The sequence below is a fragment of the Streptomyces zhaozhouensis genome (genome assembly GCF_900230195.1).
GTDB classification, from domain to species: Bacteria; Actinomycetota; Actinomycetes; order Streptomycetales; family Streptomycetaceae; genus Streptomyces; species Streptomyces zhaozhouensis.
Map to the genome: position 1 here is coordinate 104,284 of NZ_OCNE01000009.1, position 26,546 is coordinate 130,829.

Annotated in this window: 22 protein-coding genes and 1 tRNA gene; 7 read left to right on the top strand and 16 right to left on the bottom strand. The window is 73.2% G+C overall.

Annotated elements, in window-relative coordinates; translation table 11 throughout:
- The first annotated feature begins 3 nt into the window (after positions 1–3).
- From CRP51_RS14740 to CRP51_RS14755, 4 genes are all read left to right on the top strand, one after another.
- Positions 4–813, top strand: a complete 810-nt coding sequence (locus tag CRP51_RS14740; protein WP_097231643.1) for a VOC family protein — start codon at positions 4–6, stop codon at positions 811–813.
- A 53-nt stretch (positions 814–866) separates the two neighbouring features.
- A complete protein-coding gene (locus tag CRP51_RS14745; RefSeq protein WP_097231644.1) occupies positions 867–2,255 on the top strand; it encodes an MFS transporter in 1,389 nt (462 codons plus the stop codon).
- Between the two features lie 174 nt (positions 2,256–2,429).
- Positions 2,430–3,284 (top strand): fumarylacetoacetate hydrolase family protein, encoded by an 855-nt coding sequence (locus CRP51_RS14750; protein WP_097231645.1) that lies wholly within the window; start codon positions 2,430–2,432, stop codon positions 3,282–3,284.
- A 168-nt stretch (positions 3,285–3,452) separates the two neighbouring features.
- The gene (locus CRP51_RS14755) at positions 3,453–3,677 is read left to right on the top strand and encodes a hypothetical protein (RefSeq protein ID WP_141514608.1); all 225 of its coding nucleotides are present in this window, start codon (positions 3,453–3,455) and stop codon (positions 3,675–3,677) included.
- Between the two features lie 155 nt (positions 3,678–3,832).
- Here CRP51_RS14755 and CRP51_RS14760 read toward each other — a convergent pair whose 3' ends face one another.
- A complete protein-coding gene (locus CRP51_RS14760; protein ID WP_097231647.1) occupies positions 3,833–4,978 on the bottom strand; it encodes a MarP family serine protease in 1,146 nt (381 codons plus the stop codon).
- Between the two features lie 169 nt (positions 4,979–5,147).
- Positions 5,148–5,567, bottom strand: coding sequence for a DoxX family protein (locus CRP51_RS14765; RefSeq protein ID WP_097231648.1), 420 nt, complete (start codon positions 5,565–5,567; stop codon positions 5,148–5,150).
- 212 nt (positions 5,568–5,779) lie between these two features.
- On the opposite strand from CRP51_RS14765, the gene CRP51_RS14770 reads away from it, so the two are divergent.
- On the top strand, positions 5,780–6,676 hold the full coding sequence (locus tag CRP51_RS14770; protein ID WP_099459309.1) for a SigB/SigF/SigG family RNA polymerase sigma factor: 897 nt from the start codon (positions 5,780–5,782) through the stop codon (positions 6,674–6,676).
- Positions 6,677–6,953: 277 nt separating this feature from the next.
- On the opposite strand, the gene CRP51_RS14775 is transcribed toward CRP51_RS14770, so the two are convergent.
- From CRP51_RS14775 to CRP51_RS14790, 4 genes are all read right to left on the bottom strand, one after another.
- Positions 6,954–7,751, bottom strand: coding sequence for an ABC-2 family transporter permease (locus tag CRP51_RS14775; RefSeq protein ID WP_245880582.1), 798 nt, complete (start codon positions 7,749–7,751; stop codon positions 6,954–6,956).
- Positions 7,748–8,686, bottom strand: a complete 939-nt coding sequence (locus CRP51_RS14780; protein ID WP_097231649.1) for an ATP-binding cassette domain-containing protein — start codon at positions 8,684–8,686, stop codon at positions 7,748–7,750. Before CRP51_RS14780 ends, CRP51_RS14775 begins: the two co-directional genes overlap by 4 nt.
- 106 nt (positions 8,687–8,792) lie before the next feature.
- Positions 8,793–9,506 carry a response regulator gene (locus CRP51_RS14785; RefSeq protein ID WP_097231650.1) on the bottom strand — a complete coding sequence of 238 codons (714 nt, stop codon included), beginning with the start codon at positions 9,504–9,506 and terminating at the stop codon, positions 8,793–8,795.
- Between the two features lie 96 nt (positions 9,507–9,602).
- Positions 9,603–10,226, bottom strand: coding sequence for a helix-turn-helix domain-containing protein (locus CRP51_RS14790; RefSeq protein WP_097231651.1), 624 nt, complete (start codon positions 10,224–10,226; stop codon positions 9,603–9,605).
- A gap of 79 nt (positions 10,227–10,305) precedes the next feature.
- Between CRP51_RS14790 and CRP51_RS14795 the strand changes: the two genes are divergently transcribed.
- Positions 10,306–11,256 carry an alpha/beta hydrolase family protein gene (locus tag CRP51_RS14795; RefSeq protein WP_097231652.1) on the top strand — a complete coding sequence of 317 codons (951 nt, stop codon included), beginning with the start codon at positions 10,306–10,308 and terminating at the stop codon, positions 11,254–11,256.
- A gap of 163 nt (positions 11,257–11,419) precedes the next feature.
- Positions 11,420–12,364 carry a CPBP family intramembrane glutamic endopeptidase gene (locus tag CRP51_RS14800; RefSeq protein ID WP_245880583.1) on the top strand — a complete coding sequence of 315 codons (945 nt, stop codon included), beginning with the start codon at positions 11,420–11,422 and terminating at the stop codon, positions 12,362–12,364.
- 127 nt (positions 12,365–12,491) lie between these two features.
- On the opposite strand, the gene CRP51_RS14805 is transcribed toward CRP51_RS14800, so the two are convergent.
- The 10 genes from CRP51_RS14805 to CRP51_RS14850 form a co-directional block, all read right to left on the bottom strand.
- A complete protein-coding gene (locus CRP51_RS14805) occupies positions 12,492–12,947 on the bottom strand; it encodes a DUF4279 domain-containing protein (protein WP_097231654.1) in 456 nt (151 codons plus the stop codon).
- 12 nt (positions 12,948–12,959) lie between these two features.
- Positions 12,960–13,376, bottom strand: coding sequence for a DUF4279 domain-containing protein (locus CRP51_RS14810; RefSeq protein ID WP_097231655.1), 417 nt, complete (start codon positions 13,374–13,376; stop codon positions 12,960–12,962).
- Between the two features lie 57 nt (positions 13,377–13,433).
- A complete protein-coding gene (locus CRP51_RS28330) occupies positions 13,434–14,957 on the bottom strand; it encodes a putative adhesin (protein WP_342749051.1) in 1,524 nt (507 codons plus the stop codon).
- Positions 14,958–15,285: 328 nt separating this feature from the next.
- A tRNA-Thr gene (locus CRP51_RS14820) sits at positions 15,286–15,359 on the bottom strand.
- 34 nt (positions 15,360–15,393) lie between these two features.
- On the bottom strand, positions 15,394–15,603 hold the full coding sequence (locus tag CRP51_RS14825) for a hypothetical protein (protein WP_170970559.1): 210 nt from the start codon (positions 15,601–15,603) through the stop codon (positions 15,394–15,396).
- 20 nt (positions 15,604–15,623) lie between these two features.
- Entirely contained in the window at positions 15,624–17,216 is a 1,593-nt protein-coding gene (locus CRP51_RS14830; RefSeq protein WP_097231658.1) for an alpha/beta hydrolase, read from the bottom strand.
- A 44-nt stretch (positions 17,217–17,260) separates the two neighbouring features.
- Entirely contained in the window at positions 17,261–18,463 is a 1,203-nt protein-coding gene (locus CRP51_RS14835) for a DNA polymerase III subunit delta' (RefSeq protein WP_097231659.1), read from the bottom strand.
- Between the two features lie 164 nt (positions 18,464–18,627).
- Complete coding sequence (tmk, locus tag CRP51_RS14840; protein WP_097231660.1) at positions 18,628–21,618, bottom strand: dTMP kinase; 2,991 nt, start codon at positions 21,616–21,618, stop codon at positions 18,628–18,630.
- A 292-nt stretch (positions 21,619–21,910) separates the two neighbouring features.
- On the bottom strand, positions 21,911–24,757 hold the full coding sequence (gene topA, locus CRP51_RS14845; protein WP_097231661.1) for a type I DNA topoisomerase: 2,847 nt from the start codon (positions 24,755–24,757) through the stop codon (positions 21,911–21,913).
- A gap of 196 nt (positions 24,758–24,953) precedes the next feature.
- Positions 24,954–26,522, bottom strand: a complete 1,569-nt coding sequence (locus CRP51_RS14850) for a DUF7059 domain-containing protein (RefSeq protein ID WP_097231662.1) — start codon at positions 26,520–26,522, stop codon at positions 24,954–24,956.
- Positions 26,523–26,546 lie beyond the last annotated feature (24 nt).

Below are 26,546 nucleotides of genomic sequence, written 5' to 3' on the forward strand. Positions count from 1 at the left end.
CCCATGGCTGCTCGACCCGAGGGTTTCCCGGAGGGCGTGCCCTGCTGGGCCGACGTCACCCTCCCCGACCTGGCCGCGGGGAAGGCGTTCTACGGGGAGCTGTTCGGCTGGACCTTCGACGAGGGCGCGGCCGAGTTCGGGCACTACACCCAGGCGTTCGCCGACGGCGCGCCGGTCGCCGGACTCGCCCCCGAGGTACCGGGCCAGGAGGTGCCGCCGGCCTGGGTGCTCTACTTCGCCTCGCCCGACCTGGAGGCGACCGCCACGCGGATCAGGGAACGCGGCGGCCAGATGCTGGCGGAGCCGATGGAGGTCGGCGACCTGGGCGCGATGCTGCTGGGCTGGGACCCGGGCGGGGTGCTCTTCGGCGTCTGGCGGCCGGGCCGGCACCGGGGGTTCGGCGCGGTCGACGAGCCGGGCGCCTTCGTCTGGTGCGAGGTCGTCACCGGTGACCCGGCGGCGACCGACGCGTTCTTCCCCGGCGTCTTCCCCCTGACCGGCAGGCGGATGGAGAACGACCCGGGCGAGGAGATGGACTACGTGGTGTGGAGCGCGGGCGACCAGATGGTCGGCGGGCGCTACGCGCCGTCGGACGGCGGAACCGCGGCCTCGCACCGGATCGAGGTCTACTACGCGGTCCCCGACTGCGACGCCGCGGTGGAGACGGTCCGGCGGCTCGGCGGCACGGTGCACAGCGGTCCGGTGGACAGCCCGTTCGGGCGGATGGCCGCGATCAGCGACCCGCAGGGCGCCTCGCTCTCGCTCATCGACGTCTCCACCACCAGGGGCGAGCCCCCGCGCATGGAGCCCTGAGCCCCACGCGTTAATGCGTGGAGGCGGCGTGTCGCCGTCGTTAGGCTGCCCCGATGCGATATCGGGGGCGGCGGCGCCCAGGCGCGTCGGCGGGTGAGAGAGTCCGACCTCCGGGACTCGGGCGGCCGTTCCACACCCTGTGGGCCGCCACCGCGATCAGCAACATCGGCGACGGCGTGGTGCTCGCCGCCGCTCCCCTGCTGGTCGCCTCGCTCACCGACAACCCGGCCCTGGTCGGCTGGTCCGTCTTCGTGCAGCAGCTTCCCTGGCTGCTCTTCTCGCTGCTCAGCGGGGTCTACGTGGACCGGCTCGAACGGCGGCGGCTGATCGTGGTGATCCATCTGACGCGCGCCACGCTGCTCGGTGTCCTGGCGGTCGCCGTCTGGGGTGACGCGGTCGGCATCCCGTTGCTCTACACCGTCGCGTTTCTCCTTGGCACCTGCGAGACCCTCGGCGACAACGCCTCGGCCTCGCTGCTGCCGGCCACCGTGCGCGGCGAGGACCTGCCGCGGGCCAACGCCCGGTTCGAGGTGCTGTTCTCGGTCGTCAACCAGTTCGCCGCGCCCCCGCTGGGGGCGGCGCTCTTCGCCGTGGCCGCGGCGGCGCCGTTCGGGATGAACGCGGTCACGTTCGTGGTGGCCGCCCTGCTGATCTCGACGTTGCGCCGCTCCATGTCCACACCGGTGCGCGCGCCGGCGCGCGCACCGGAGAAGGCGCCGGCGCCCGGGGGCGCGCGGCGCGCCGTGCTGGCGGAGATGGGCGAGGGGGTGCGCTGGCTCTGGGGCCAGCCGCTGATCCGACTGATCGCCCTCGTGCTGACGATGATGAACATCACGCTCTCGGCCGGCCTCTCGGTCCTCGTGCTCTACGCCACGGAGCGACTCGGCCTGAGCGAGATCGGCTACGGACTGCTCTTCTCGGCCATCGCGGCCGGCGGACTGGTCGGCGCGCTCCTCGCCGCGCGGCTGTACGAACGGTTCGGGCCGCCGGTGCTGCTGCGTGGCGCGCTGGTGTTGGAGACCGCGACCCATCTGGGGCTCGCGCTGGCCGGCACGGTCTGGGTCGCCGGCCCCGTGCTGCTGCTCTTCGGCGCGCACGACGCGGTCTTCCGGGTGACCGTTCGCACGCTGCGCCAGCGCGCGGTGCCGGACGAGCTGCGCGGGCGCGCCGAGAGCGTCTTCCTGACGTTCGCCAGGGGCAGCGGTGCGCTGGGGGCGCTGATCGGCGGCCCGATCGTCGCGGTGTTCGGGCTGACCGCGCCGTTCTGGATCGCGCTGGTCGTGATGACGGCCGTCACCGTGATCGCCTGGCGGCCGTTCGGCCCGCACCGGAGCGGGACGGCGCGTGGCGGCTCGGTCGGCGACGCCGTCGCAGGTCAGACTGGGCGCGGCGAGGGAGGGGAACAGCCGCCGCAGGAGGCGGCCGCGCCGGAGCCGCGCTGAGTGCGCGGGGGTTGTCCACAGGCTGTGGACGGCGGGCGCGTTCCGAGAATCACGTGCGGGACCGGTTGAGCGCGGGCCCGCGCTGGGGAAGAGTTCCCCCCTGGATCACCTGTCCGGACGGCATCACCCGGCGCCCGGACACCGCCAGGCACTACAGCAGGGAGTCAGCTGATCATGCGTCTGATGCGCGTCGGCGAAGCGGGACACGAACGGCCGGTGCTGGTCGCGCCGGACGGAGAGGGCCACTACGACCTGCGGCCGGTCACCGACGACATCGACGGCGCGTTCCTCGCCGCGCTCGCCGAGAACCCCGAGCTGCTGCCCGAACCGTCCCTGCTGCCCCGCACCGACATCGCCGGGGAGCGGGTCGGCGCGCCGGTGGCCAGGCCGTCGGCGGTGCTGTGCATCGGGCAGAACTACGCGGCCCACGCGGCCGAGTCGGGCGCCGAACCGCCTCGACAACCGATCCTCTTCTACAAGTCCCCCAACACCGTGGTCGGTCCCCGCGACGACGTGCTGATCCCGCGCGGCGCGCTGCGCACCGACTGGGAGGTGGAGCTGGCGGTGGTGATCGGCCGCCGGGCGCGCTACCTGGAGTCGGCCGAGGAGGCGTTGACGCACGTCGCCGGCTACACCATCAGCGACGACGTCTCCGAACGCGCCTACCAGCTGGAGGAGTCCGGCGGGCAGTGGTCCAAGGGCAAGAGCTGCGAGACGTTCAACCCGCTCGGCCCGGTGCTGGTCACCGCCGACGAGGTGCCCGACCCGCAGCGGCTGCGGCTGCGCTCCTGGGTCAACGGCGAGCCGCGCCAGGACTCCACCACCGCCGACATGATCTTCTCGGTCGGCGAGCTGCTGCGCCATCTCTCCCAGTACCTGGTCCTGGAGCCGGGCGACATCGTCAACACCGGGACGCCCGAGGGGGTCGCGCTCTCCGGCAGGTTCCCGTACCTGGCGCCGGACGACGTGGTGGAGCTGGAGATCGAGGGACTGGGCCGACAGCGCTCGGTGTGCCGGCCGGCGCCCTGACGCGGGCGCGTGCGCTGGGGGGTGCGACGGGCGTTCCCGACCTCACTCTTTCGAGGGAGTCTGGGGTGGGCCTGACCCGGTGTGGCGACGGAAAACCGCCGGTGGGAGCGGGTGTGGCGCGGTTGCGCGCCGTGTCGCACCCGGTGCCGCCTGGTTAGGTTGGCGCTTATGGCTGAGACCCCTTCGACGCACCATGTGATCCGCGTCCGCTTCGACGGTGGGCCCCGCCACGGCCGAACGGTCGACCTGCTGATCACCGGGCAGCTGCCGTTGATGTTGACCGCCGGCAGCGGTCCGGGGGGCGACGCGAGCTCCGGGCTCTACCAGCTGCGCTCCACGGAGGGCGGCGGCACCCGGTACGACTGGATCGACGACCTGCCGGCCAGAAGCTGACGGCCGGCGTCGGCCCGCCCCCGGTGGGGCGCGGCCGCACGCCGGCTGTCCCGCGCACGGGTGCGGACTGCTGACGGCCGTGCCGTCCCCCGCGCGGGGCCCCGCTTCTCGCACGGGCCCGGGGGAGACGCCGCTCGGACCTCGAACGGGCGGGGTCAGCCGGCCTGTTCGAGATGGGGGCGTATCTGGTCGGCCGTGAGCACGTATCCCGTCTCGGCATGGGTGACCGAGCGGGCGAAGACCATCCCGTAGACCTGGCCCTCCGTGGTGAGCAGCGGACCGCCCGAGTTCCCCGGGCGGACCAGCCCGCGCACGGCGTAGATGTCGCGGGTGACCACGTTCTGTCCGTGGATGTCCTGGCCCTGCGCGTTGGTCCGGCTGGCCACCGTCGCCGCCCGCAGGTCGAGGCCGCCGTTCTCCGGGTAGCCGGCGACCACGGCGGGATCGCCCCGGCTGGCGTCGTCGGCCAGCTCCAGCACCGGGGCCTGGAGTCCGGGGACGGCGAGCACCGCGACGTCGACGTTCGGGTCGAGGAGCAGCACCTCGGCCTCCAGCCGCTGGCCGACGCCCCCGACCTGCGCGACGACGACGCTCGCGCCGTCCACCACATGGGCGTTGGTGACCACGCGCTCCGGCGCGTAGACGAAACCGCTGCCCTCCTGGCCGCTGGAGAAGCCCGAGCTGGCGTTGATCTTGACCGTGGACTGCTCGGCGGCGACCGAGGCGGCCTCCGTGACGTTGTCCCCCGAGGGGGGTGGCACGTCCACGGTCGGGTCGTTCTCGAAGGGATTGAACACCTGGGGGAAGCCGGCGTCGCTCAGCGCGTGCGTCGCACGGCTGAACCAGGTGGGGGCCTGCTCGGGCATCCGGTCCTGGACGGCGCCGAGCAGCGCCGAACCCTGGACCTCCCGGTTGAGCCCGGGGGACGGCGTGGGCACCAGCGCGCTGGCCGCGATCCAGGCGACCAGCAGCACGCCCACCGCGTTGAACACCGCGCCGCCCGCGCCGTCCAGCCAGCGCCCGGGGGCCCAGCTCACCGCGTCTCTCAGCCGGAGGGCCAACGGCCAGGCGAGCGCCTGCCCGACCGCCGCCGGCACCAGCACCACCAGCAGCGCGACGACCGTGGCGGCGACCGAGCCAGGGGTCAGCTCGTCGACGAAGAACGGCAGCAGCCACACGCCCAGGGAAGCGCCCCCGACGAAGCCGGCGAGGGAGACGACGCCGGCGATCAGCCCGCGCTGGAAGCCGGAGACGGCCGCCGCGACCGCCGCGATCAGCAGCAGCACATCGAGCACGTTCACCCGGCAGCCCCCTTCGCCCCGTTCGTCGGTTATGGAACGGCCGCGCCCGGTCGGGGGTTCCCGGCGGCGCCTGGCGACCGCGACGGCCCCCGGATGTCGTTACCAAGTGGGCGATGATCGTAGTCGATCGGGGTGCGGTCGCGTCGGGCCCGGTCGGCGGCCGTTCCGCTCAGTCCAGGTCGAGGAGCGGGCCGGACGCGGTCAACCCCAGGTCGTCGCCGGCATGGGCGAAGAGCGCGAAGAGCATCAACGCGGCGCCGGCCAGCGCGATGTCCTTGAGGAAGTGGAGCTGGTCGCCCTGCCTGGCGTCCGCGTCCTCCCGCTTCCAGAACGGGTGCATCAGCACCGCCGTCGGCAGCAGGAAGACCGCCAGCAGCAGCGCGCCCACGTCCGGCCACAGCCCCAGCAGCACCAGCGCCCCGCCGAGCAGCTGGAGCAGGCCGGAGCCGAAGACCGCGAGCCAGGGGAACGGGACACCCTGCGCGCCGGCGTACTGGGCCATCGGCGCGGTCTTGGTCAGATGACCGACCGCGGAGTGGAAGAACAGCAACACGAACAGAACGCGGCCGACCAGCAGCACGACATCCACGGGCGCCTCCTCTGCAACCTGACGCCACCGTCGAACGCGTGCGATCACCGAGCAACCCGTAACGGTCGCTTTTCCACCCCCTCTCGATCCGACCGACGCCACGCGCGGTCGTTTACCGCCCCGTGGGCCGGGAAGGGGCCAAGACGTGCTCCGGACAAAAGGCACCTTTCCCACGGTAGTTGGGAAGCAACCGAAGGTCAGGAGAGCCGATCATGACGACCACGAGGACCCCGCACGCCCCCGCACGACGCACCGCGACCCGACCCGCCAATCGCGTGAACGAGCCGCGCCCCGGCGCCCCGCCCGCCCGACGTCGACGCTCCGCCTCCGCCCATGAAGACGCTCCGGACACCCGACGGGAGTTCGAACAGATCGCGGAATTGCCGGAAGGCGAGGAACGTGACCGACTCCGTCGCGAAGTGACCGCCGCATGGCTGCCGATGGCCGAACGCCTGGCCCGCGGCTATCGCGGGCGCGGCGAGAGCGCCGAGGATCTGACGCAGGTCGCCGCCCTCGGCCTCGTCAAGGCGGTGCGCGGCTACGACCCGGAGCGGGGCCACGCGTTCGAGAGCTACGCCGTCCCCACCGTCGTCGGCGAGATCAGACGGCACTTCCGGGACCATCTCTGGGGCGTGCACGTACCGCGCCGCACCCAGGAGCTGCGCAACAGGGTGCGCGGCGCGCGGGCCGAGCTGGACGGACGCGTCGACGACCGGCCCGTCGACGAGGGCGAGCTGGCCGAGGCCAGCGGGCTGAGCCGGCAGGAAGTGCGCCAGGGACTGGCCGCTCTCGACAGCTTCCGACCGCTCTCGCTCGACGCGGAGCTGGGACAGACCGGGGACGGTCACACCCTGGGTGACACCTTCGGCTCGACCGACCCCGGCTACGACCGGGTGCTCACCCGGGAGGCGGTCCGCCCCACCCTGCGGCGGCTCCCGGAACGCGACCAGCGGGTGCTCTATCTGCGGTACTTCCGGGAGATGACCCAGTCGGGGATCGCCGAACGGCTCGGTGTCTCGCAGATGCAGGTCTCACGGCTGCTCAGCCGCATCGAGCGCGACCTGCGCGAGAAACTGGCGCCGGTGACCGCCGACGCGGATGACCGCTGACGGACGGCCCTCGACGGACAGCCGCCGACCGCCGTTGAACGGACAGCCGCCGACCGCTGCCGACCGCCGCCGACCGCGGCTGACCGCCGCCGACCGCGGCTGACCGGGTGGCCGCGTCGGCTGACCGCCACCGACCGAGCGAGGGCGGGCGTCCGGCGGCGGGCATCCGGCGGCGGGCATCCGGTGGCGGCCGGCCAACGGCGCGCTCTCGCGGCACGCCCCGGCGCGCACGCCCTGCGCGCGCCGGGGCGTGCCAGGGTGTGCCGGGGTGCGCGCCTCAGACGTCCCGCCGCTGGAAGAGCGCCGCCGCCCCCAGCAGGGCCAAGCCCGTGTAGCCGGCGACCAGCGACAGCGAAGGCCAGCCGCCCAGCGAGCCGAGGGCCTCGGGCGCCGCGTCCGAGGACTGGGTCAGCTTCTGGAGCGCCGCGGTCGGCGAGACGCCGGCCACCCAGCGCTCACCGGGGCCGAAGAGCGGCCCGAGCATCTCCGGCAGCAGCAGCACGGCGAGCACCGAGGTGATCGCCCCGGCGCCGTGCCGGATCGCGGTGCCGAGCGCCAGCCCGAAGAGCCCGGCGACCGGGAAGGTGGCCGCCACCCCGAGGAGCGCCGGGAAGGGATCCCCCTGCGCGTAGCCGTCGTCCAGCAGGGCGTCGCCCACCAGGTAGGCGGCGGCACAGGACGGCAGCGCCACCGCGTAGAGGAACCCCGCCAGCAGCGTCGCCTTCGCCGCCAGCACGGTTCCCCGCCGCGGGGTGGCGGCCACCGTCGCCCGCATCGTTCCGCTGCCGTACTCACCGCAGACCACCAGCGCGCCCAGCACGGCGGCCAGCATCAGCGCCGGCACGGCGAGGGTGAGGCTGCCGCCGAGCACGGTGTCGTCCGGTTGCAGGCTTTCGGTCGCCGCCACGAACGCGGCTCCCGGGGCGGGCAGCAGGGTCGCCACCGCGGCCACCCAGAGCGTGGAACGCAGGCTGCGGAACTTGATCCACTCGGCGGCCAGCGCCTGTCGGAACCCGGTCCGCCCCTCGGGCACCGCCCGTTCGCGCGGGCGCACGGTCATGGTCTCGCCGCTCATCGGGGCGCCTCCCGCTCTCGCCGTTCCTCGCCCACGCCCCGGAACTCCGTGGCGGAGGCGACCATCTCCGTGTAGACCTCCTCAAGTGAGGAGCGCAGCGGCGTGAGTTCGCTCAGCGCCAGGTCGTGGTCGCGGGCCAGGACGCCGATGGCCTCCGCCGAGGGCCCGTCGGCCAGCCAGCCGCCCCGCGCGTCGGCGCTGACCCGCGCGCCCGCCCCCTCCAGCACGGCGCGCAGCCGCTCGGCCTCGGGCGAACGGACCAGGGTGCCGGAGCGGGAGTGCCGTTCGAGGAACGCACGCATCGGGGTGTCGGCCAACAGCCGGCCACGGCCGATGATGACCAGGTGCTCGGCCGTCAGCTCCAACTCGCTCATCAGATGGCTGGAGAGAAAGACCGTGCGCCCCTCGGCGGCCAGTCCGCGCATCAGGTCCCTGATCCAACGAATGCCCTCGGTGTCCAGTCCGTTGACCGGCTCGTCCAGCATCAGCACCTCGGGGTCTCCCAACAGGGCCGACGCGATGCCCAGGCGTTGCCCCATGCCCAGTGAGAAGCCCCTGGTGCGCTTGGCAGCGGTGGCCGGGTCCAGGCCGACCAGCTCCAAAACCTCGTCGACGCGCCGGCGCGGCAGCCCGTTGGCCGCCGCGAGCGCGGCGAGATGCGCCCGCGCGGAACGGCCACCGTGCACACCCTTGGCGTCCAACAACGAGCCGACGGCGCACAACGGGGCGCGCAGATCCCCGTAGAGGCGCCCCCCGATCCACGCCGTTCCCGCCGTGGGCGCGTCGAGGCCGAGGATCAGCCGCATGGTGGTGGACTTGCCCGCGCCGTTGGGCCCGAGGAACCCGGTCACGCGGCCCGGACGCACCGCGAACGACAGGGCGTCGACGGCGGTCCGGTCGCCGTAGCGCTTGGTGAGTGCGTGTACTTCGATCACACCGCCGACGCTAGGGCGACGCCGCGGGCCCGCCATCCGACGACGGGAGTCGCCCGCTACGACGTCGGGAGTAGTGCCGAGACGGTCGGGGACGAGTGTCGCCCGCCTAGTCGATCGAACCTGCCCGGACCAGGCCGGTCTCGTAGGCGATGACGACCAGTTGTGCACGGTCGCGCGCGTTCAGCTTGGTCATCGCGCGGCTGACATGGGTCTTGGCCGTCAGCGGGGACATCGCCAGCCTGCCGCCGATCTCGTCGTTGCTCAGCCCTGCCGCCACCAGCGCCATCACCTCGCGCTCCCGCGCCGTCAGCCCCGCGAGCCGGCGCGCGCCGTCCGCCAGCGGCGCGCGAAGGCGCGCGAACTCCTCGATCACCCGCCGGGTCACGGCCGGCGCCAACAGGCTCCGACCGGCCGCCACCGTGCGAATCGCCTCGCGCAGCTCCTCCGGCTCGACGTCCTTGAGCAGAAACCCACCGGCGCCGGCGCGAAGCGCCTCGAAGACGTACTCGTCCGCCTCGTAGGTGGTCAGCACCAGCACCCGGGTCAGGGCCAGTTCCGGGTCATCGGCAATCCTTCGGGTGGCCTCCAGGCCGTCCACACCGGGCATCCTGATGTCCATCAACACCACGTCCGGCCGCGTGAGCCGCGCCGCCCGCACCGCCGCCTCCCCGTCGGCCGCCTCCGCGACCACGACGAGGTCGTCGCTCAGGTCGAGCAGCGCGCGGAACCCGGCCCGCACCACGGTCTGGTCATCGGCGAGCACCACCCGCACCCGCCGGGACTCGTGCGCCGGATCGTGCGGGGAACGCGAAGTGGCCATGGGTGACAGCGTAGGCGCGGGCGGAAGGGCTCACGGCCAGGGCACCGGTGCCCCGACCTGAAGCGCCCGGCGCCCGACTCCACCGACCGCACCAGCTCAACCACCCGCCCCCTCGCCCCGCGCCGCCTCGCCGGGCCCCGCCGCCTCGCCCGACGCCGCCGCCTCGCCGGGCCCCGCGGCCTCCTCGGACCCCGTCGCCTTGTCCGGCACCAGGGCGAAGCTGATGATGTGACGAACGCGCCCGTCGCCGGCGGTGTGTCCGGTGCGGCGGGCGACCAGTGCCTCCAGCTCCTCCACCAGCGCGGTGAACTCCTCGGGCGTCGCCCACACCGCCCCCTGCCGGTAGGCGACGCCGTCGCGCGGCGGGTCGGCGTCGTCGCGGGAGAGATAACGGTCGAGGTCGGCCATCATCGCGCCGGTGAAGACGGTGAACGCCTGCCGGTGGTCCTCCTTGGTCATGCCGGCGCGGGCCTCCTCGTCGACGAGGGCCTCGTCCTGCCGGACCCGGTAGCTGCGTTCGACGGTGCCGCGGACGGGTCTCTCCTGCACCACCTCCAGGATGCCGGCTCGGGTCAGTGTCGCGACGTGCCGGTACATGCTCGCCGTCGAGACGTCCGGGAGGCGTTCGCGGAGCTGGGCGGTGGTCAGCTCGCCGGCGCCCACCAGCGTCTGGAGGATGCGCATCCGGACCGGGTGGAGGAGGAGATTCGCGGTTGCCATGACGCTATGGTCTCACATCTGATAACGTTCTCGTAGTTGAGAACGAACGCCCGACACGCCAGATGAGAAAGGCGGAGCCTTGCCCGACATCGACATGACGGTCACCGCGGACGACGGGACCTCGCTGGCCGGGACACTGACGCTGCCCGCCACGCCCGGCCCCCACCCGGCCGTCCTGCTGCTGCACGGTTCGGGCCCGCTGGACCGCGACGGCAACGCCCCGAAGCTGGCGATGAACCTGGCCCGACCGGTCGCCGAAGCCCTCGCCGCACGGGGAATCGCCACCCTGCGCTACGACCGCCGGGGCAACGGCGCCACCCCCGGCGACTGGCGCACCGCCGGATTCACCGACAACCGCGCGGACGCCGCAGCGGCCGTGCGCGCCCTCGCGGACCGCACCGACATCCGCGCCGACGCGGTCGCCGTGCTCGGCCACAGCGAGGGCGCGCTGCACGCCATGGCCCTGGGAAGGCGACCCGACGTGCGGGCGGTGGTGTTGCTGGCCGGCTTCGCCAACCTGGGCGAGGACGCCTTCCGTTGGCAGGGCCGCTCGATCGTCGGAAGCGCGCCCGCCCCGGCCCGGCTGCTCCGCCGGCCACTCGCGGCCCTGGGCAACCGGGTCCTCGCCCGGGTGAAGAGCACCCGCACGGACGTGGCGCGGGTGGCCGTCGCCAAGGTCAACGCGCGCTGGCTGCGGGAGTTGCTCGCCCACGACAGCCGGCACGACCTCGCCGCCCTCGGGGACCACGACGTCCCCGTCCTCGCCGTCACCGGCGACAAGGACCTCCAGGTCGACCCGGGCGACCTGAGGGAGATCGCCCGGCTGGTCCCCGGCGCCGAAACCCACCGCGCCCCCGACCTCACCCATGTGCTGCGACGCGACTCAGGACGCCCGACCATGGGCTCCTACCGCCGACTGCTGCGCCAACCGGTCGACCCCGAGCTGCTCGACCTCGTCGCCGACTGGCTCACCCGCACCCTGGACGCGGTCTCCGACGGGGCGCCCGTCGAGGAGCGGCCTTCCCTCTGACTCCCCCGCCCACCCGGCGAACACACCCGACAACGGTCGGCCCGCGCACCGAGGACGACACAGAAGTCCCTTCCGCGGCCGAAAGCTGACCTGCCACCACCTCCGGTGACCACGCCCCGGACTTCCACGGCTCTCCACCGACTCACCCAGAGGACGCTTCCGCATGTCCACTTCCCCCGCTTCCCCCGCCTCTCCCGCCTCCGCTTCACCCGCTTCTCCCGGGAGCGCGCCGGCGAACCCCGCCGGCCCCCGCGGCTACCGCGCCGACCTGATCCTCTTCATGGCCATCTCCTTCGGCGTGAGCTGGGCCTGCTGGGGCACGGCCATCGGCTTCGGCGGAGAGGCGGAGGCCGGGACGCCCACCTATCTCCCGTTCCTCCTCGGCGCGTTCGGCCCACTGATAGGCGCACTGGTGCTCCGCGTCCGCCGCCGGCGGCGCGGCGAACCGGTGCCGGAACACGCGGTCAGGTACCGCCCGGCGGCGCTGCTCTGGGCTCCGGCGCTGATGCTGGCGGCCTCGGGCGCCGTCATGGTCGCCGCGCTGTTCGGGCACGCGGCCGGCGACATCGCGTTGAGCTGGTCGGACGCCCAGGACGTGATGAACGACATGGGCGGCCCCGCCGCGTTCCTCGTCAGCATGATCGTCTCCGGCCCGCTCTCCGAGGAGCCCGGCTGGCGCGGCACGGCCTACCCGCGGATGCGCGCCACGATGGGCCGCTTCCAGATCGCCTTCGTGCTCGGCGTGATCTGGGCCGTGTGGCACATGCCGCTGTTCTTCATCGACGGCACCGTCCAGAACGACCTCGGCCTCGCCAGCCCGAGCGGTGTGCTCTTCGCGGTCGGCAACATCCCCATGGCCATGCTGGTCACCTGCGCCTACGACCGAGCCGGCGTCCTGGCCTCGATCGCCGTGCACTTCTCGGTCAACACGACGATGGTGCTGCTCAGCGTGGAGACGCCGGCGACCCTGGCCCTGATCATGGGCTGCCAGATGCTTCTCATCACCCTGCTCCTGCTCACCGGCCGCCGCACGACGACGACCGCCGCCCCGACCGAACCCGCCGAGACGGCCCCGTCCCTCCGCACCGAGGAACCCGCGAGGGCCTGATCCCCGCCGCCGGCTCCCCGGAACACCGGGGAGCCGGCGGCGTGTTCACGTCCGGGGCCGGGAACCCGACCTCGTGGAGTACGGAACGCCAGGCCCGGTACCCACGGACACCGGCGGGGCCACCGGCTCAGGCGCGGTGCGAACCGTCCGCCGGAGGAAGCCAGTCCCAGAAACCCTCCTCGTCGGGGACCCGGGTGACCTCGGCGCTGAACGAGATCGGTACGCCCAGTTCGGCCGCGCCGGCGAGCAGCGCGGCGTCGAGGGTGAGCAGCTCACGGTGGTGCACCCGACCGGAGATGTCCAGTGACACCCGGTACCCCTCCGCCCGCAGGACGCCGAGCTCGCCGCGCAGCGGACGCGCCCGCTCCACCACCGCGTGCACGAGCGGGGCCAGTTCCGCCCCACCGGCGGCACGCAGGGCCCAACAACCAGCGCCGTCACGGAAAGCCGGAACCTCGCCCGGCCTCCGCGCGAGATCGGGAACGACACCCAGCCGCCGGGTCAACACACCCGGATCGAGCTCGGAACCGGTGACCAGCAACGCGACGCCGAGCGAATCCCAGGTGGCGGTGTGAGAGGACATCTCTGACTCTTTCTAACGGGAGTTACTGCTGGGGTCCAGATGCAGGGAAATGCCCTGGGCACCGAGTCGACGAACACATTCGGCGCTGATCTCCAGATGAGCGACGCCACCGACAAAGCCGAAAGCCACGACCCTCACCTCGCATCCGGAGTCCTGGAGCTCCCGGAGCGCGTCAGCGTGAGCTTCGACGACCTCGGAGAGTTCCTCAAGCTGCTCCGCGAGGCTCTTCCCAGGCCAGGGACTGGCATCCAGCATCCACAAACCGGCGGAGTCACCGTCGTAGCCGCGAGGATCCGGTCCGGGAGCCTTCTTCCCGTGCGGAGTCAGCCCGAGGCGGGTGCTCACCACGTCAGGCTCGAGGGTGTCACCACGCACTTCAAGGGTGGCGGTCGCCGCCGTCCACGGGTACTCGCTCTGCGCATATTCCACTTCGTAACCCTACGCCTTCTTCTCTTTCTGCCCACTTCGCAATAGGACGACCGGCGGCTATTTGAGTTCACGGCAAGCGGCCCAGTGCACGTCGCCCATTCCCTCCGAGAGCAACTCACTCAGACGAGTTGGAGAGGGGACGGTCGCCGAGTTCTCGAAGACGCTGAACCCGCCCACCCCCTGGGGGGCGGGAGCAGCAAGAGTGTAGTCGTGGATGACATCGCCTCCCCGAAAGACCTCCACCGCATCCTGGGGGTAGACGCCTGCTTCCACGGCGACGCCGTCCAAGCCGTGCAACGCCTCGCCATGGTTGGCGTAGAAAGAAATGGTGGTTCCCTCTGGCACGACAAAGGTGCCTGATCCCGTTCTGAAAAAGCCATGACCGGCGAAGACCGTCTGGCCGTCCGGCCTTCCGCCTTGGAAGACCCGGGTTGCGTAGTAGTGCCCCTGCTCGGATGTGTACTGCCTACTGATCTGTTGCGGGTTGAGGTTTCTGAGGGCGTCCATGACGCCGTCCGTCAGCGGGCGGGAGTCGCCAGCGCCACGGGCAGCGCCCGCGATGTCCAGCATCGCGCCGTCCCAGGAACGGGCGATCGTGCGCATCCCCGACGACGCCATGCCGCGCGCACCGTTGGCCAGCCGCCCGAGCCCGCCGTTGGCCAAACCCTTCAAACCGCGAAGCAGGCCGCCCGCTGTCGTGATGCCCTTGAAGCCAGGAATGCAGTCAAGAGCTGCAAATGCGACATCGAGAAGTCCAGCTTCCCCTCTGGCGTACTTGATCAACGTGTCGGCGAGAACGACCAGCGCCGCCGCGAGGACCACCCAGGCCAGCGGGCCGCCGATGATCATGACGACGATGCCGAGTACCGCCACAATCACCTTGCAGATCTCGACCAGGGTGTCCCAGTTGTCGGTCACCCACTTGATGGCCTTCTCCCACCAACGCCGGTTCTGGATACCGGCGTCGGAGGCCTCATCGATGTCCCGGGCGCACTCGCGCGCCGCCTCCTCGCGCATCTCCTGGGCATCGAGCGCCAGTTGGCGCGCGGCCGACAGCCGCTCCTCCGCGTCATCGACCCGGCTCCGGGCGGCGCCGGCCGCCGCTTCGGCGGCCTGCTGATCACGGGTCGCCGCGCGGACGTCCGCCTCGTCCGGCGGCTCGACGTCGTCGCGCTCCCCCTCGCGTTGGAGCCGGTCGGCCTCGTCCCCGGCCCGCCCCACCCAGTCGGTGGCGTCCCCCAACGCAGACCGGGCGGAAGCCAGATCCGCTTGCGCGGTGATCGCGCGGTCCAACGCCCGGTCGGCCATGCCCTGCGCCGTCTGCAACTTCGGCCAGTACGTGTGCAGCGCCTGCGCGCAGAGGGAATACGAATCCTCCAGCTTCGTCAGGTTGTCCGGAACACCGTCGAACTCACGGCGGAACGCGTCGGCCGACAACCCCGCCCACTCCAGCATGGCGCGCTCGCCCGCCATGCCCCGGATCTTGCCGAGCGCCTCACCGACGTCGTCGGCGAACTCCTCCAACTCATCGGCCAGCTCCCGGACGCTGTCCGGATCACCCGGCGTCGGGTCCCGGTCCATGTCCACCGGTGACCAATCGGATGACCGCGCCACGATCCCCCCAAGGCCGCGTTCCCAACCCCCGCAGAACGCTACCGAGCGGACGTCCGGCAGGCAACGCGTCACACCTGCGATCGGCGCGGCCCTTGAGGGCCTTCAGGCCCCCGCTCCCGGCGGAGGAGTCTCCGAGAGCGCCACACGCCGTGGTGCCGCTGACAACGAGTGGACGGCGGCGGCGGAGACCGCGCTCGACGGCCCGTCGTCCGGGCCAGAGGCAGCCAGAGGAAGCGAGGCTCATCGGCGCAAACAAAAGGCCAGGTCACGCGGTACGTGACCTGGCCTTTGGCCGAGCCGCCTGAGGGAATCGAACCCTCGACCTACGCATTACGAGTGCGTCGCTCTGGCCGACTGAGCTAAGGCGGCGGGTGCGCCCGGTTGGGCGCTTGGCGGGGCCAGTCTACACAGGTTCGGGGGGTGCTTCGGAGGGCCGCCTGCGGCGGAGGAGGTCGTCGGTGGCCGCGCGGAGGGTGGTGAGGTGTTTGGACCAACGGCCGCAGCTCAGGCAACTGGTCAGGTGGTAGTCGAGCGCCAGCTCGGTGACGGTGGCGGGGAGGGGCGTCCCCGTGGCACGGGCCGATATCGCGGCGCGGTAGTGGTTGCAGGGCATGGGGTGATCATCCCAGGTCATCAGCACGTGGTGCCGTCATCGGGCACGGTATTCGCCAACAGGTAGTCGTTGACGGTGGAGTCGACGCACTCGCTCAGCCCGCCGTAGGCGGTGTGGCCGTCGCCTTCGTAGGTGAGCAGCACGCCCGAGGAGAGCTGGTCGGCCAGGCCCTCGGACCAGGCGTACGGGGTGGCCGGGTCGCGCGTGGTGCCGACGACCAGGATCGGGTCCGCGCCCTCGGCCGCGATGCTCACCGGCCCGCCGGACGGCTCGACCGGCCAGGCGGCACAGACCAGCGTCGCCCAGGCGAAGTCCGCGCCGAAGGTCGGCGACGCCTCCTCGTACGAGGGCAACTGCTCGCGGACGGCGTCGGCGTCCGCGTTCCCCGCCGGGCTGTCCAGGCAGCTGATCGCCGGGAACGCGAACATGTCGGTGTCGTAGCCGCCGCCCGGCGTCCGCCCGTTGTAGCTGTCAGCGAGGGTCAGCAGCTCGCCGCCCTGGCCGTCCTCGATGGCGGCCGCGAGGGCGCGGCGCAGGGTGGGCCACAGGTCCTCGGAGTAGAGCGCGTACGCGACGCCCGTGGTGGCCAGCGACTCGGTCAGCTCGCGCTCGTCGCCGCTCGGCAGCGGCTCGGCGTCCACCGCGGCGAAGAAGTCGAGGAGCCGCTGGGAGGCGTCGTCGGCGCTCTCCTGGCCGAGCGGGCAGTCGGCACCGGAGACGCAGTCCTCGGCGAAGGCCCGGAAGGCCGTCTCAAAACCGCCCGCCTGTTCGCGGTCGGTGCTCAGTGTGTCCAGCCTCGGGTCCATCGCGGCGTCCAGCACGAGGTGGCCGACGCGCTGCGGGTAGAGCCCCGCGTAGACGGCGCCGAGCTTGGTGCCGTACGAGAAGCCGACGTAGTGCAGCCGCTCGTCGCCGAGCGCCTGGCGCAGCACGTCCATGTCGCGCGCCGACTCGATGGTGGAGATGTGCTCCAGCAGCGCGCCGGAACCCTCCTGGCAGCCCCGCGCGAACTCCTCCTGCGCCGCCGTCAGCGCGTCGACCTCGGCCTCGTCGTCCGGCGTCCGGTCGACCAGCGTGTACGCGTCCATCTCGGGCCCCTCCAGGCAGGAGACGGGCTCGCTCTGGCCGGTGCCGCGCGCGTCGAGGCCGACCATGTCGTAGCGGGCGCGGACCTCGTCCGCGTAGATGAACTCGGCCGAGCCCTGCGCGAAGTCCACGGCCGAGGCGCCGGGGCCGCCCGGGTTCATCAGGAGGGCGCCGATGCGCTCGTCCTGGTCGGTGGCGCGGGAACGGGTGACGGTGAGCTGGATGTCGTCCGCCGGGTTCGGGTCCTCGTAGTCGAGGGGAACGGTGAGCGAGGCGCACTGGAACTCCGCCGCCCCGCAGCCGCGCCAGTTCAACTGCTGCTCGTAGTAGGGGAGCAGCTCCTCGGGCGTCTCCTCCGACAGTGGTTCGAGGGGTGGCGCGTCCGGCGGCTCGGTGGTCGACGAGCCGTCGGAGGCGTCCGCGTCGGGCGCCCGCTCCTCGGGGCGGTCGTCGTCGGACGAGCAGCCCGCGGTGAGCAGGGCGGTGGCGGTGAGAAGGGAAACGGCGAGGCGGCCGGTGGTGCGCATGGGTCCCCCGTGGTCGCTGGCACGGACTTCGGTGAGGGTACCTGTCAGCGCAGCGCCATCGTCATCGCCTCCACGGCCAGCAGGGGCGCGACGTTCCGGTCCAGGGCGCGGCGGCACTCCAGCACCGCCTCCATCCGCAGCAGCGTCCGCTCCGGGCGCGTCGCGGCGGCGACGCGGCGGGCGGCCTCCTCGCTCTCCCCGCCGGAGAGCCCTCCGGCGTGCCCCAACTGGTGGGCGAGCACGTCCCGGTAGAACGCGGTGAGGTCCGTCAACGCGAGGTCGAGCGCGTCGCGCTGGGTCCGGGTGGCTCGGCGCTTCTGGCGGTCCTCCAGGTCCTTCATCACACCGGCCGTGCCGCGCGGCAGCCGCTTGCCCTCGGTCGCGCCGAGGGCGGCGCGCAACTCCTCGGCCTCCTTCGCGTCCAGCTCCTCGGCGAGCTGCTTGGCGTCCTCGGCCGCCGCGTCCACCAGCTCCTGCGCGGCGCGCAGCGCGCCGCCCACGTCCGCCACCCGCTCGGGCAGGCGCAGCACCGACAGCCGCCTGGCCCTGGCGCGTTCGTCGGTGGCGAGCCTGCGGGCGCGGTCGATGTGCCCCTGGGTGGCGCGGGCCGCCGCGTGGGCGACCTCCGGCTCGATGCCGTCGCGCCGCATCAGCAGGTCGGCGACGGCGGCGACGGGCGGGGTCCGCAGCGGCGTCTGACGGCAGCGGGAACGGATCGTGGGCAGCACGTCCTCCGTGGAGGGGGCGCACAGCAGCCAGACCGTGCGCGGGGCCGGCTCCTCGACGGCCTTGAGCAGGACGTTCCCCGCGCCCTCGGTGAGACGGTCGGCGTCCTCCAGCACGATCACCTGCCAGCGGCCGCCGGCCGGGGAGAGCTGGGCGCGGCGGACCAGCTCCCTGGTCTCCTTGACGCCGATGGTGAGCAGGTCGGTGCGGACGACCTCGACGTCGGCGTGGGTGCCGACGAGCGAGGTGTGGCAGCCGTCGCAGAAGCCGCAGCCGGGCTGGCCGCCGAGGGCGCGGTCCGGGCTGACGCACTGGAGCGCGGCGGCGAACGCGCGGGCGGCCGTGGCGCGTCCCGAGCCGGGCGGGCCGGTGAAGAGCCAGGCGTGCGTCATCGACGACCCGGAGAGCTCGGGCTCCTCGCCGCGCCCGGCGGCCGTGACATAGGTGTCGGCGTCCCGCGCGGCGGCCGCCAACTGGTCGGCCACCCGCTCCTGGCCGACCAGGTCGTCCCAGACCGGCATCGCGCCCACCTCACCTCACCACTCGGCACTTCGCCACTCGGCCCACGTGGCGACCATTGTGCGGCACCGCACTGACAACGGCGGAACGCCCCGGGGGGCCGGCCCCGGCCAACGGCGACGGCCGGCGCCCCCGCGGGAGCACCGGCCGTACGGAACGAGACGACCTAGCGGCGGCGGCCGCCGTCCTCGTCCTCCTCGTCGCCCGGCCGGGGGCCGAGCAACTCGTCGGCCAGCGTGGGCACGTCGTCCAGCGGGGTCTCCTCGGCCCACGAGGGGCGTCCGCGCCGGGCGGCCGGCTCCTCGTCGCCGATGACCGGGAGCTGACGTGTCTCGTCGGTGGCGCCCGGGTCGTCGGGGCGAGGCAGCACGGCCGTCTCGTCGTCGATCCGGGGCAGGACGCTGGTCTCCTCCTCGACGCGGGGCAGCGAGGTGGTCTCCTCGTTGTCCGCACGCGGGGCGGTGGGCGAGTCCTCGGCGCCCGGCGCGCCCGGGTAGGCGTGCGGGATCTGGGCCGTGGTCTCGTTGTCCGCGGCGGCGGCCCTGGCCTCCTCGGCGCGCAGCAGCGCCTCCTCGGCCTTGCGCTGCTTCTCCCGGCGCCGCTCCTCGGCCTCGGCGCGGAGCCTGGCCTCCTCCTCGGCCTCGCGGCGGCGCCGCTCCTCCTCCTCGCGCCGCAGCCGCTCCTCGGCCTCCCGGCGCAGGCGCTGCTCCTCGGCGACCCTGGCGGCCTCCTCCGCGCGGAGCCTGGCCTCCTCGGCGAGACGCGCCTCCTCCATCCGGGCGCGCTCCTCCTCCTCGCGGCGCCGGCGCTCGGCCTCCTCGGCCTGCTGCCTGGCCAGCTCCTCCTGGCGCTCGCGCTCCAGGCGGGCCTCCTCCTCCTTGCGTTCGCGTTCGAGGCGGGCTTCCTCCTCCTTGCGCTTGCGCTCCTCCTCCTCGCGGCGGCGGGCCTCCTCCTCGGCCTTGCGCCTGGCCTCCTCGCGGGCCTGGATCTCGGCCTCGGAGAGCGGCAGCATCTGGTCGAGGCGGTGCCTGGCGGCCATGGTCACCGACTCGGCGTCCTGACCCGCGTCGATCACCAGGTAGCGCGCCGGGTCGGCGGCGGCCAGCGCCAGGAAGCCGCCGCGGACCCGCTGGTGGAACTCGCTCGGCTCCGACTCCAGCCGGTCGGGCGCCTCGGTGAACCGCTCCCTGGCGGTCTCGGGCGAGACGTCGAGCAGCACGGTGAGATGCGGGACGAGCCCGCCCGTGGCCCAGCGGGAGATCCGGGAGACCTCGACGGACGAGAGGTCGCGCCCCGCGCCCTGGTAGGCGACGGACGAGTCGACGTAGCGGTCGGTGATGACCACGGCGCCACGCTCCAGCGCCGGCGTGATGACGGACTGGACGTGCTCGGCGCGGTCGGCCGCGTAGAGCAGCGCCTCCGCCTGGTGCGAGAGGCCGCCGGAGGCGACGTCGAGCAGGATGCCGCGCAGCCGCTGGCCGATGGGGGTGGCGCCGGGCTCCCGGGTGACGACCACCTCGTGGCCCTTGCTCCTGATCCACTCGGCCAACGCCTCGACCTGCGTGGACTTGCCCGCGCCGTCGCCGCCCTCGACGGCGATGAAGAAGCCCTGCTCCGCCTGGGCGCCGACCGGCTCGGTCCCGCCGCCCACGGCGGTGACCAGGTCCTTGCGGAGCGGGACGCCCCTGCGGTCGTCGGTCCGGCCGAGCACGATCGCTGCCACCGGCAGCAGCAGCACGCCCACGACGGTCAGCGTGTACGCGGCGCCGCCGTGGTCCAGCACGAAGTCGCCGCGTGCCACCCGGTGCGGCCCGATCAGGGCGGCGGCCAGGGGCGTCACCAGCAGCGCCAGCGCCACGGCGAGCCGCACCACGGCGTGCAGGTGCTGGGTGAGCTGCGGCCGGCGGAACTCCTCGGTCTCCTGGTCGAGCAGGGTGTGCCCGGTCCCCGCCGCGACGCCGGCGAGGACGCCGGTGGCGGCCGCGGTGAAGAGCACCGTCGCGGCGTCCGAGATCAGGCCGACGCCGAAGAGGCCGAGACCGGTCAGCGCGATCGCCAGGGCGAACAGCCGCCGCCTGGAGAGCGCCGGCAGCGCGCTCGGCGCCAGCCGGACGCCGGCCACCACGCCGCCGGTGAGGCCCAGCGTCAGCAGCCCGAACGAGACGGGCCCGCCGCCCAGCTCGGCGACGCGCAGCACGCCGAGCGCGGCGGCGGCGGCGATGCCGGCGGCGACCGTGGCGCAGCCGAGGACCAGCACCGGGATCGCGCCCGTGCGGCCCTTGTCCGGCTTGGTGCCGGCGGCCGGGCGGCGCAGCCCCTCCAGCGGGGAGAGCGGCCTGCGGCCCTCGGTGGCCGGGAGGCGCAGGAAGTACAGGACGGAGATGGCGGCGGCGAAATAGCCGGCGGCCACGTAAGAGGCGAGCGCGGCCTGGTGGGTGTCGAACCAGTCGATGCCGGTGGCCAGCAGGTTGCTCACCAGGCCGGCGGCGACCAGGGTGACGGCCGCGACCGGCAGCGCCAGATACCCGCCGCGCAGCCACAGCCGGCGCAGGGCGTCGTGGTGGTCGGGCAGCGGCCTGATGGCGGCGCCCTCGGGCGGCGGCGGGGGCAGCAGCGCCGGGGCGACGCTGTCCCGGCAGGCGACCCAGACGCGCTCGGCGACGCTGGTCACGAAGATGGTGGCCAGCACGTAGACATAGGCGTTGTCCGGCACCCAGTCGATCCACAGCGGCGCGACGATCAGCAGCGCGGCGCGCAGCGCGTCGGCGCCGATCATCGTCCAGCGACGGTCCAACGGCCCGCTGGGCGCGAGCAGTCCGGCGAGCGGGCCGAGCAGCAGCACCCCGGCGAGGCCGGTGCCGAGCAGCCGCACGGCGAACGCCGCGGTGACGGCGAGCGCCAGCCCCCGGTACTCGCCGCCGAAGAGCGGCTCGCCCGAGGACGGCACGTGGAGGGCGGTCTGCACGGTGAGCAGCACGAGGACCAGCAGGGCGAGCGCATCGCCTATGCCGCTGGTGAAGTGCGCCTCCCACAGCCGACGCAGGGCTGGGACCTGCAACAACGCGCCGCGCGCGCGGTCACGGGAGTCCGCGGCGAGCGCCTCGTCGGTGGCGCCCGTGGGGGGGTCAACAACCTGGGGTTGCTCTGCTCGCGTCATGTCGGCCAGCGTAACCTTACGGAATCTGAGGAGGACCGCCCGGCCGAACACCTGCCCGGCCAACGGTCGTGGGAAGAACAGAGGTTACTCCGCCCCTCTGACAAAAGCCCGAGCGGTGGGCGGCGCCCCGGTGCCGCCGGACGCGCCCCCGGCGCGCCCCGCTCCACTCCGCGGCGCCCGGCACGCCCGGGGACCAGCGGTGATCCTCTTCCTCACGTCGCGCGGGACCGGAACGGCCGAACGGCCGCCCGTTCCCCGGGCGACCGTTCCGGAACCCCGACCCTCGAACGGGTCACTCGCCGGCCGTGTCCGCCGCCGTCTTCTTCGTCGCGGTCTTGGTGGCGGTCTTCTTCGCGGCCGTCTTCTTCGTCGTGGTCTTCTTCGCGGCCGTCTTCTTGGTCGCGGCCTTCTTGGCCGTCGTCTTCTTGGCCGTCGTCTTCTTCGCGGTTGCCTTGGCCGCCTTCTTGGCGGTCTTCTTCGCCGGCCCCTTCGCCCGCCGTTCCGCGAGCAGTTCGAAGCCGCGCTCCGGCGTGATGGTCTCCGGGTCGTCGTCCCTGCGCAGCGTCGCGTTGGTCTCGCCGTCGGTCACATACGGTCCGAAACGACCGTCCTTGACCACCACCGGGCGGCCGTTGGTCGGGTCCTCGCCCAGTTCCTTCAGCGGCGGCTTGGCGGCGGCCCGGCCGCGCTGCTTGGGCTGGGCGTAGAGCGCGAGGGCCTGTTCGAGGGTGACGGTGAAGATCTGGTCCTCGGTCTCCAGCGACCTGGAGTCCGTGCCCTTCTTCAGGTAGGGGCCGTAACGCCCGTTCTGCGCCGTGATCTCCTGCCCCGACTCGGGGTCGACGCCCACCACGCGCGGCAGCGCGAGCAGCCGCAGCGCATCCTCCAGGGTGACGGTGTCCAGCGTCATCGACGACAGCAGCGAGGCGGTGCGCGGCTTGACCGCGTTCTTCCCCGACTTGGGGGTGTCCTCGGGCAGCACCTCGGTGACATAGGGGCCGTAGCGCCCGTCCCGCGCGACGATCCGGCGGCCGGTCTCCGGGTCGTCGCCCAGCTCGAAGTCGCCGCTCGGCTTGGCCAGCAGCTCCTTGGCCAGGTCGACGGAGAGCTCGTCGGGCGGCAGGTCGTCGGGAACGTCGGCGCGCTTGCCCGGCTGGTCCTCCTGCCCCTGCTCCGGCGGCGCCTCCACATAGGGGCCGTAGCGCCCGACGCGCAGCACGATGCCGTCGCCGACGGGGAAGGAGGAGATCTCCCGGGCGTCGATCGCACCGAGGTCGGTGACCAGCTCCTTCAACCCGCCCAGGTGGTCGCCGTCGCCGTTGCCCGCCTCGGCCGCGGTGCCCTGCCCCTCGCCCTCGCCGAAGTAGAAGCGGCGCAGCCACGGCACGGCCTCGGCGTCGCCGGTGGCGATGCGGTCGAGGTCGTCCTCCATCTTGGCGGTGAAGTCGTAGTCGACGAGCCGGCCGAAGTGCTGCTCCAGCAGGTTGACCACGGCGAAGGAGAGGAACGACGGCACCAGCGCCGTCCCCTTCTTGAAGACGTAGCGGCGGTCCAGGATGGTGCCGATGATGCTGGCGTAGGTGGAGGGGCGACCGATCTCCCGCTCCTCCAGCTCCTTGACCAGCGTCGCCTCGGTGTAGCGGGCCGGCGGCTTGGTCGCGTGCCCGTCCGGGGTGATGGCCCGCGCGGCCAGCGGGTCGCCCTCGGCGACGGCGGGCAGCCGGCGTTCCCTGTCGTCCAGCTCCGCGTTGGGGTCGTCCGCGCCCTCGACATACGCCTTGAGGAAGCCGTGGAACGTGATGACCTTGCCGGTCGCGCTGAACTCGCAGTCCTGCCCGTCCGCGCTGGTCCCGCCGACGCGGACGGCGACGGACTGGCCGACGGCGTCCTTCATCTGGGAGGCGACCGTGCGCTTCCAGATCAGCTCGTAGAGCCGGTACTGATCGCCCGTCAGCCCGGTCTCGGCCGGCGTGCGGAAGCGGTCGCCCGAGGGGCGGATCGCCTCGTGCGCCTCCTGCGCGTTCTTCACCTTGCTGGCGTAGACGCGGGGGCGGTCGGGCAGGTAGTCGGCGCCGTAGAGCTGGGTGACCTGGGCTCGCGCCGCGCTGACCGCGGTGTCCGAGAGGGTGGTCGAGTCGGTCCTCATGTAGGTGATGAAGCCGTTCTCGTAGAGCCGCTGCGCCACCTGCATCGCGGCCTTGGCCCCCATGCCCAGCTTGCGCGACGCCTCCTGCTGGAGCGTGGTCGTGCGGAACGGCGCGTACGGCGAACGGCGGTACGGCTTGGACTCGACGGAGCGGACCGCGAAGGCGGTGTCGGCCAGCGCGGCGGCGAGCGCGCGGGCGCTCTCCTCGCTGAGCTGGCGCACCTGGTCGGGTCTGCGCAGCTCGCCGTCCGCGCCGAAGTCCCTGCCCTGGGCGATGCGCCGGCCGTCGACCGAGGTCAGCCGGGCGTCGAAGGTGCCGGCCTCACCGCCGGCCGCGAAGGTGCCGGTGAGGTCCCAGTACTCGGCGGAACGGAACGCGATGCGCTCCCGTTCCCGCTCGACCACCAGTCGGGTCGCCACGGACTGCACCCGGCCGGCGGAGAGCCGGGGCATGACCTTCTTCCACAGAACGGGTGAGACCTCGTAGCCGTAGAGGCGGTCCAGGATGCGGCGGGTCTCCTGCGCGTCGACGAGCAGCTGGTTCAGCTCGCGCGGGTTGTCGACCGCCGCCCGGATGGCGTCCCTGGTGATCTCGTGGAAGACCATCCGGCGGACCGGGACCTTGGGCTTGAGCACCTCCCTGAGGTGCCAGGCGATCGCCTCGCCCTCGCGGTCCTCGTCCGTCGCGAGGTACAGCTCGTCGGACTCGGCGAGCAGCTGCTTCAGCTTGCGCACCTGGTCGCGCTTGTCGCTGTTGACCACGTAGAGCGGCTGGAAGTTCTCCTCGACGTTCACCCCGAGCCGGGCCCAGGGCTCGCCCTTGTACTCGGCCGGCACCTCCTTGGCGCCGTTGGGGAGGTCACGGATGTGCCCCACGCTGGCCTCGACCACATATCCGGGGCCGAGGTAGCCCTTGATCGTCTTGGCCTTGGCGGGCGACTCGACAATGACGAGTCGGCGTCCGCCATCGGCGGTGTCGCTGGTGGGGGACAACTTCTCGCTCTTCTCTCCAGCCCGGGAAACGTGTCGACGGTGCGGAGTGTGACGGTACATCCCTGCTGCGTGTCAAATGGGAAAACCCCGCAACGCATCTCGAACGGTAACCCGAGAGCCGCCCGTCCCGCCGCCCGGTGACACCGGCATCCGGGGGCGCCGGGGGCGCGAAAGGGTGCGGACCGGTCGCCGCCGCTCAGTCGACCGGAAGCAGAAAGCCCTGCTCAACGAGGGGACGCAGCCACCCGGGCGCGGCGGCGCGCACTGTGTCCCGCTCCTCGTCGACGAGCTGGGCGATCGCGTCAAGCAACGCGCCCGCCGCGAGGCTTCCGTCACAGCTGCCGGCGAATCCGGCGCTGACGGTGTCCATCGCGGTGGCGCGCATCATGCCGTGGCGCTGACGCAGCACCACGTGCTCGGGGTCCTCGGCGCCCGGCGGGCCGAGCTGTTCCTGCGTCACGCCCTCGGCCAGCGCGTAACGGGCGGTCAGCAGCGCGCGGTCGTCGTGGGCGCGCAGGAAGTCCCGGCGGGCGAAGTGCGCGGGCACGGCGGCGCCGAGTGGCTGCTCGACGGAGTGCGGCCACTCCTCGACCAGCACGGAGGGGTCGGCGGCGCCGGAGCGGCGCAGCGTGATCCAGCCGAATCCGACGGAGCGCACCGAGCGCGACGCGAACTCGTCGAGCCACGCGTCGTACGCCGCCCGGTACTCGGCCGGGTCGCCTCGGTGGGCGCCGGCGTCGCGGAGCCACAGCTCGGCGTACTCGTTGACGTCCTGCTCCTGGCGCCGCACGATCCAGGCGTCGCAGCCGGGCGGCACCCAGGAGGCCAGCCGCTCGCGCCAGTCCTGGTCGGCGGTCTGCTCCCAGTTGGCGAGGAGCTGGCAGTAACCGCCCGGGGCGAGCCGCTCGCCGGCGGAGGACACCAGCGTGCGGCAGAGCGCGTCGCCCGGCAGCCCGCCGTCGCGGTAGGTGAGCCCGGAGCCGGGCGCCGCGGGCGAGATGACGAACGGCGGGTTCGAGACGATCAGGTCGAACGGCGGGTCGTCGGCGACCGGCTCGAAGAGGGAGCCCCGGCGCAGCGCGACCCCGCCGGGGGCCTCCTGCGGCCCCCGGCCGGCACCGGTGCCGAGGGAGAGGGCGAGGGTGAGCGCGGCGACGCGCAGCGCGCGGGGGTTGAGGTCGGTGGCGGTGACCTGTTCGGCGTGGCGGGTCAGATGGAGCGCCTGCACGCCGGAGCCGGTGCCGAGGTCGAGGGCACGAGCGACGGGCGCACGGACGGTGAGCTGCGCCAGCGTGGTGGAGGCCCCGCCGGCGCCCAACACCACGTCACGCCCCTGACCGTGCGCCCCCGCGCCCCCGGCGGTCGCGCGCCCCTGGTCCGAGACGATCCACCAGTTCTCCCCCGCGTCCCCGGCGTAGGGCCGGATGTCGACGGTGGCCCGCAGGCGTGCGGCACCGTCCGGATCGGCCGGAGTCAACCAGCCGTCGGCCAGGGCCTGTTCGGCGGTGAGCGCGGGCAGCGCGCCGGTGACCCGGCCGGCGGGCGTCGCCTGGCCGAGGAGGAAGAGCCGCGTCAACGTGGCCAGCGGCCCCTCGTCCCCCCGGGTGGCGCGCTCGGCGGGCACGGTCTCGCCCCGCGCGAGCGCGGCGTACGCCGGGGCGCCCAGCAGGTCGAGCACGCCGTCGGGGGTGAAGGACGCGGCCAGCAGGTCCTCGCGCAGCCGCGCGATGCCGGGCCCGGGAACGGGAAGACCAGAGTTGCTCACCGGACCATTGTGAGCGCGCCGCCG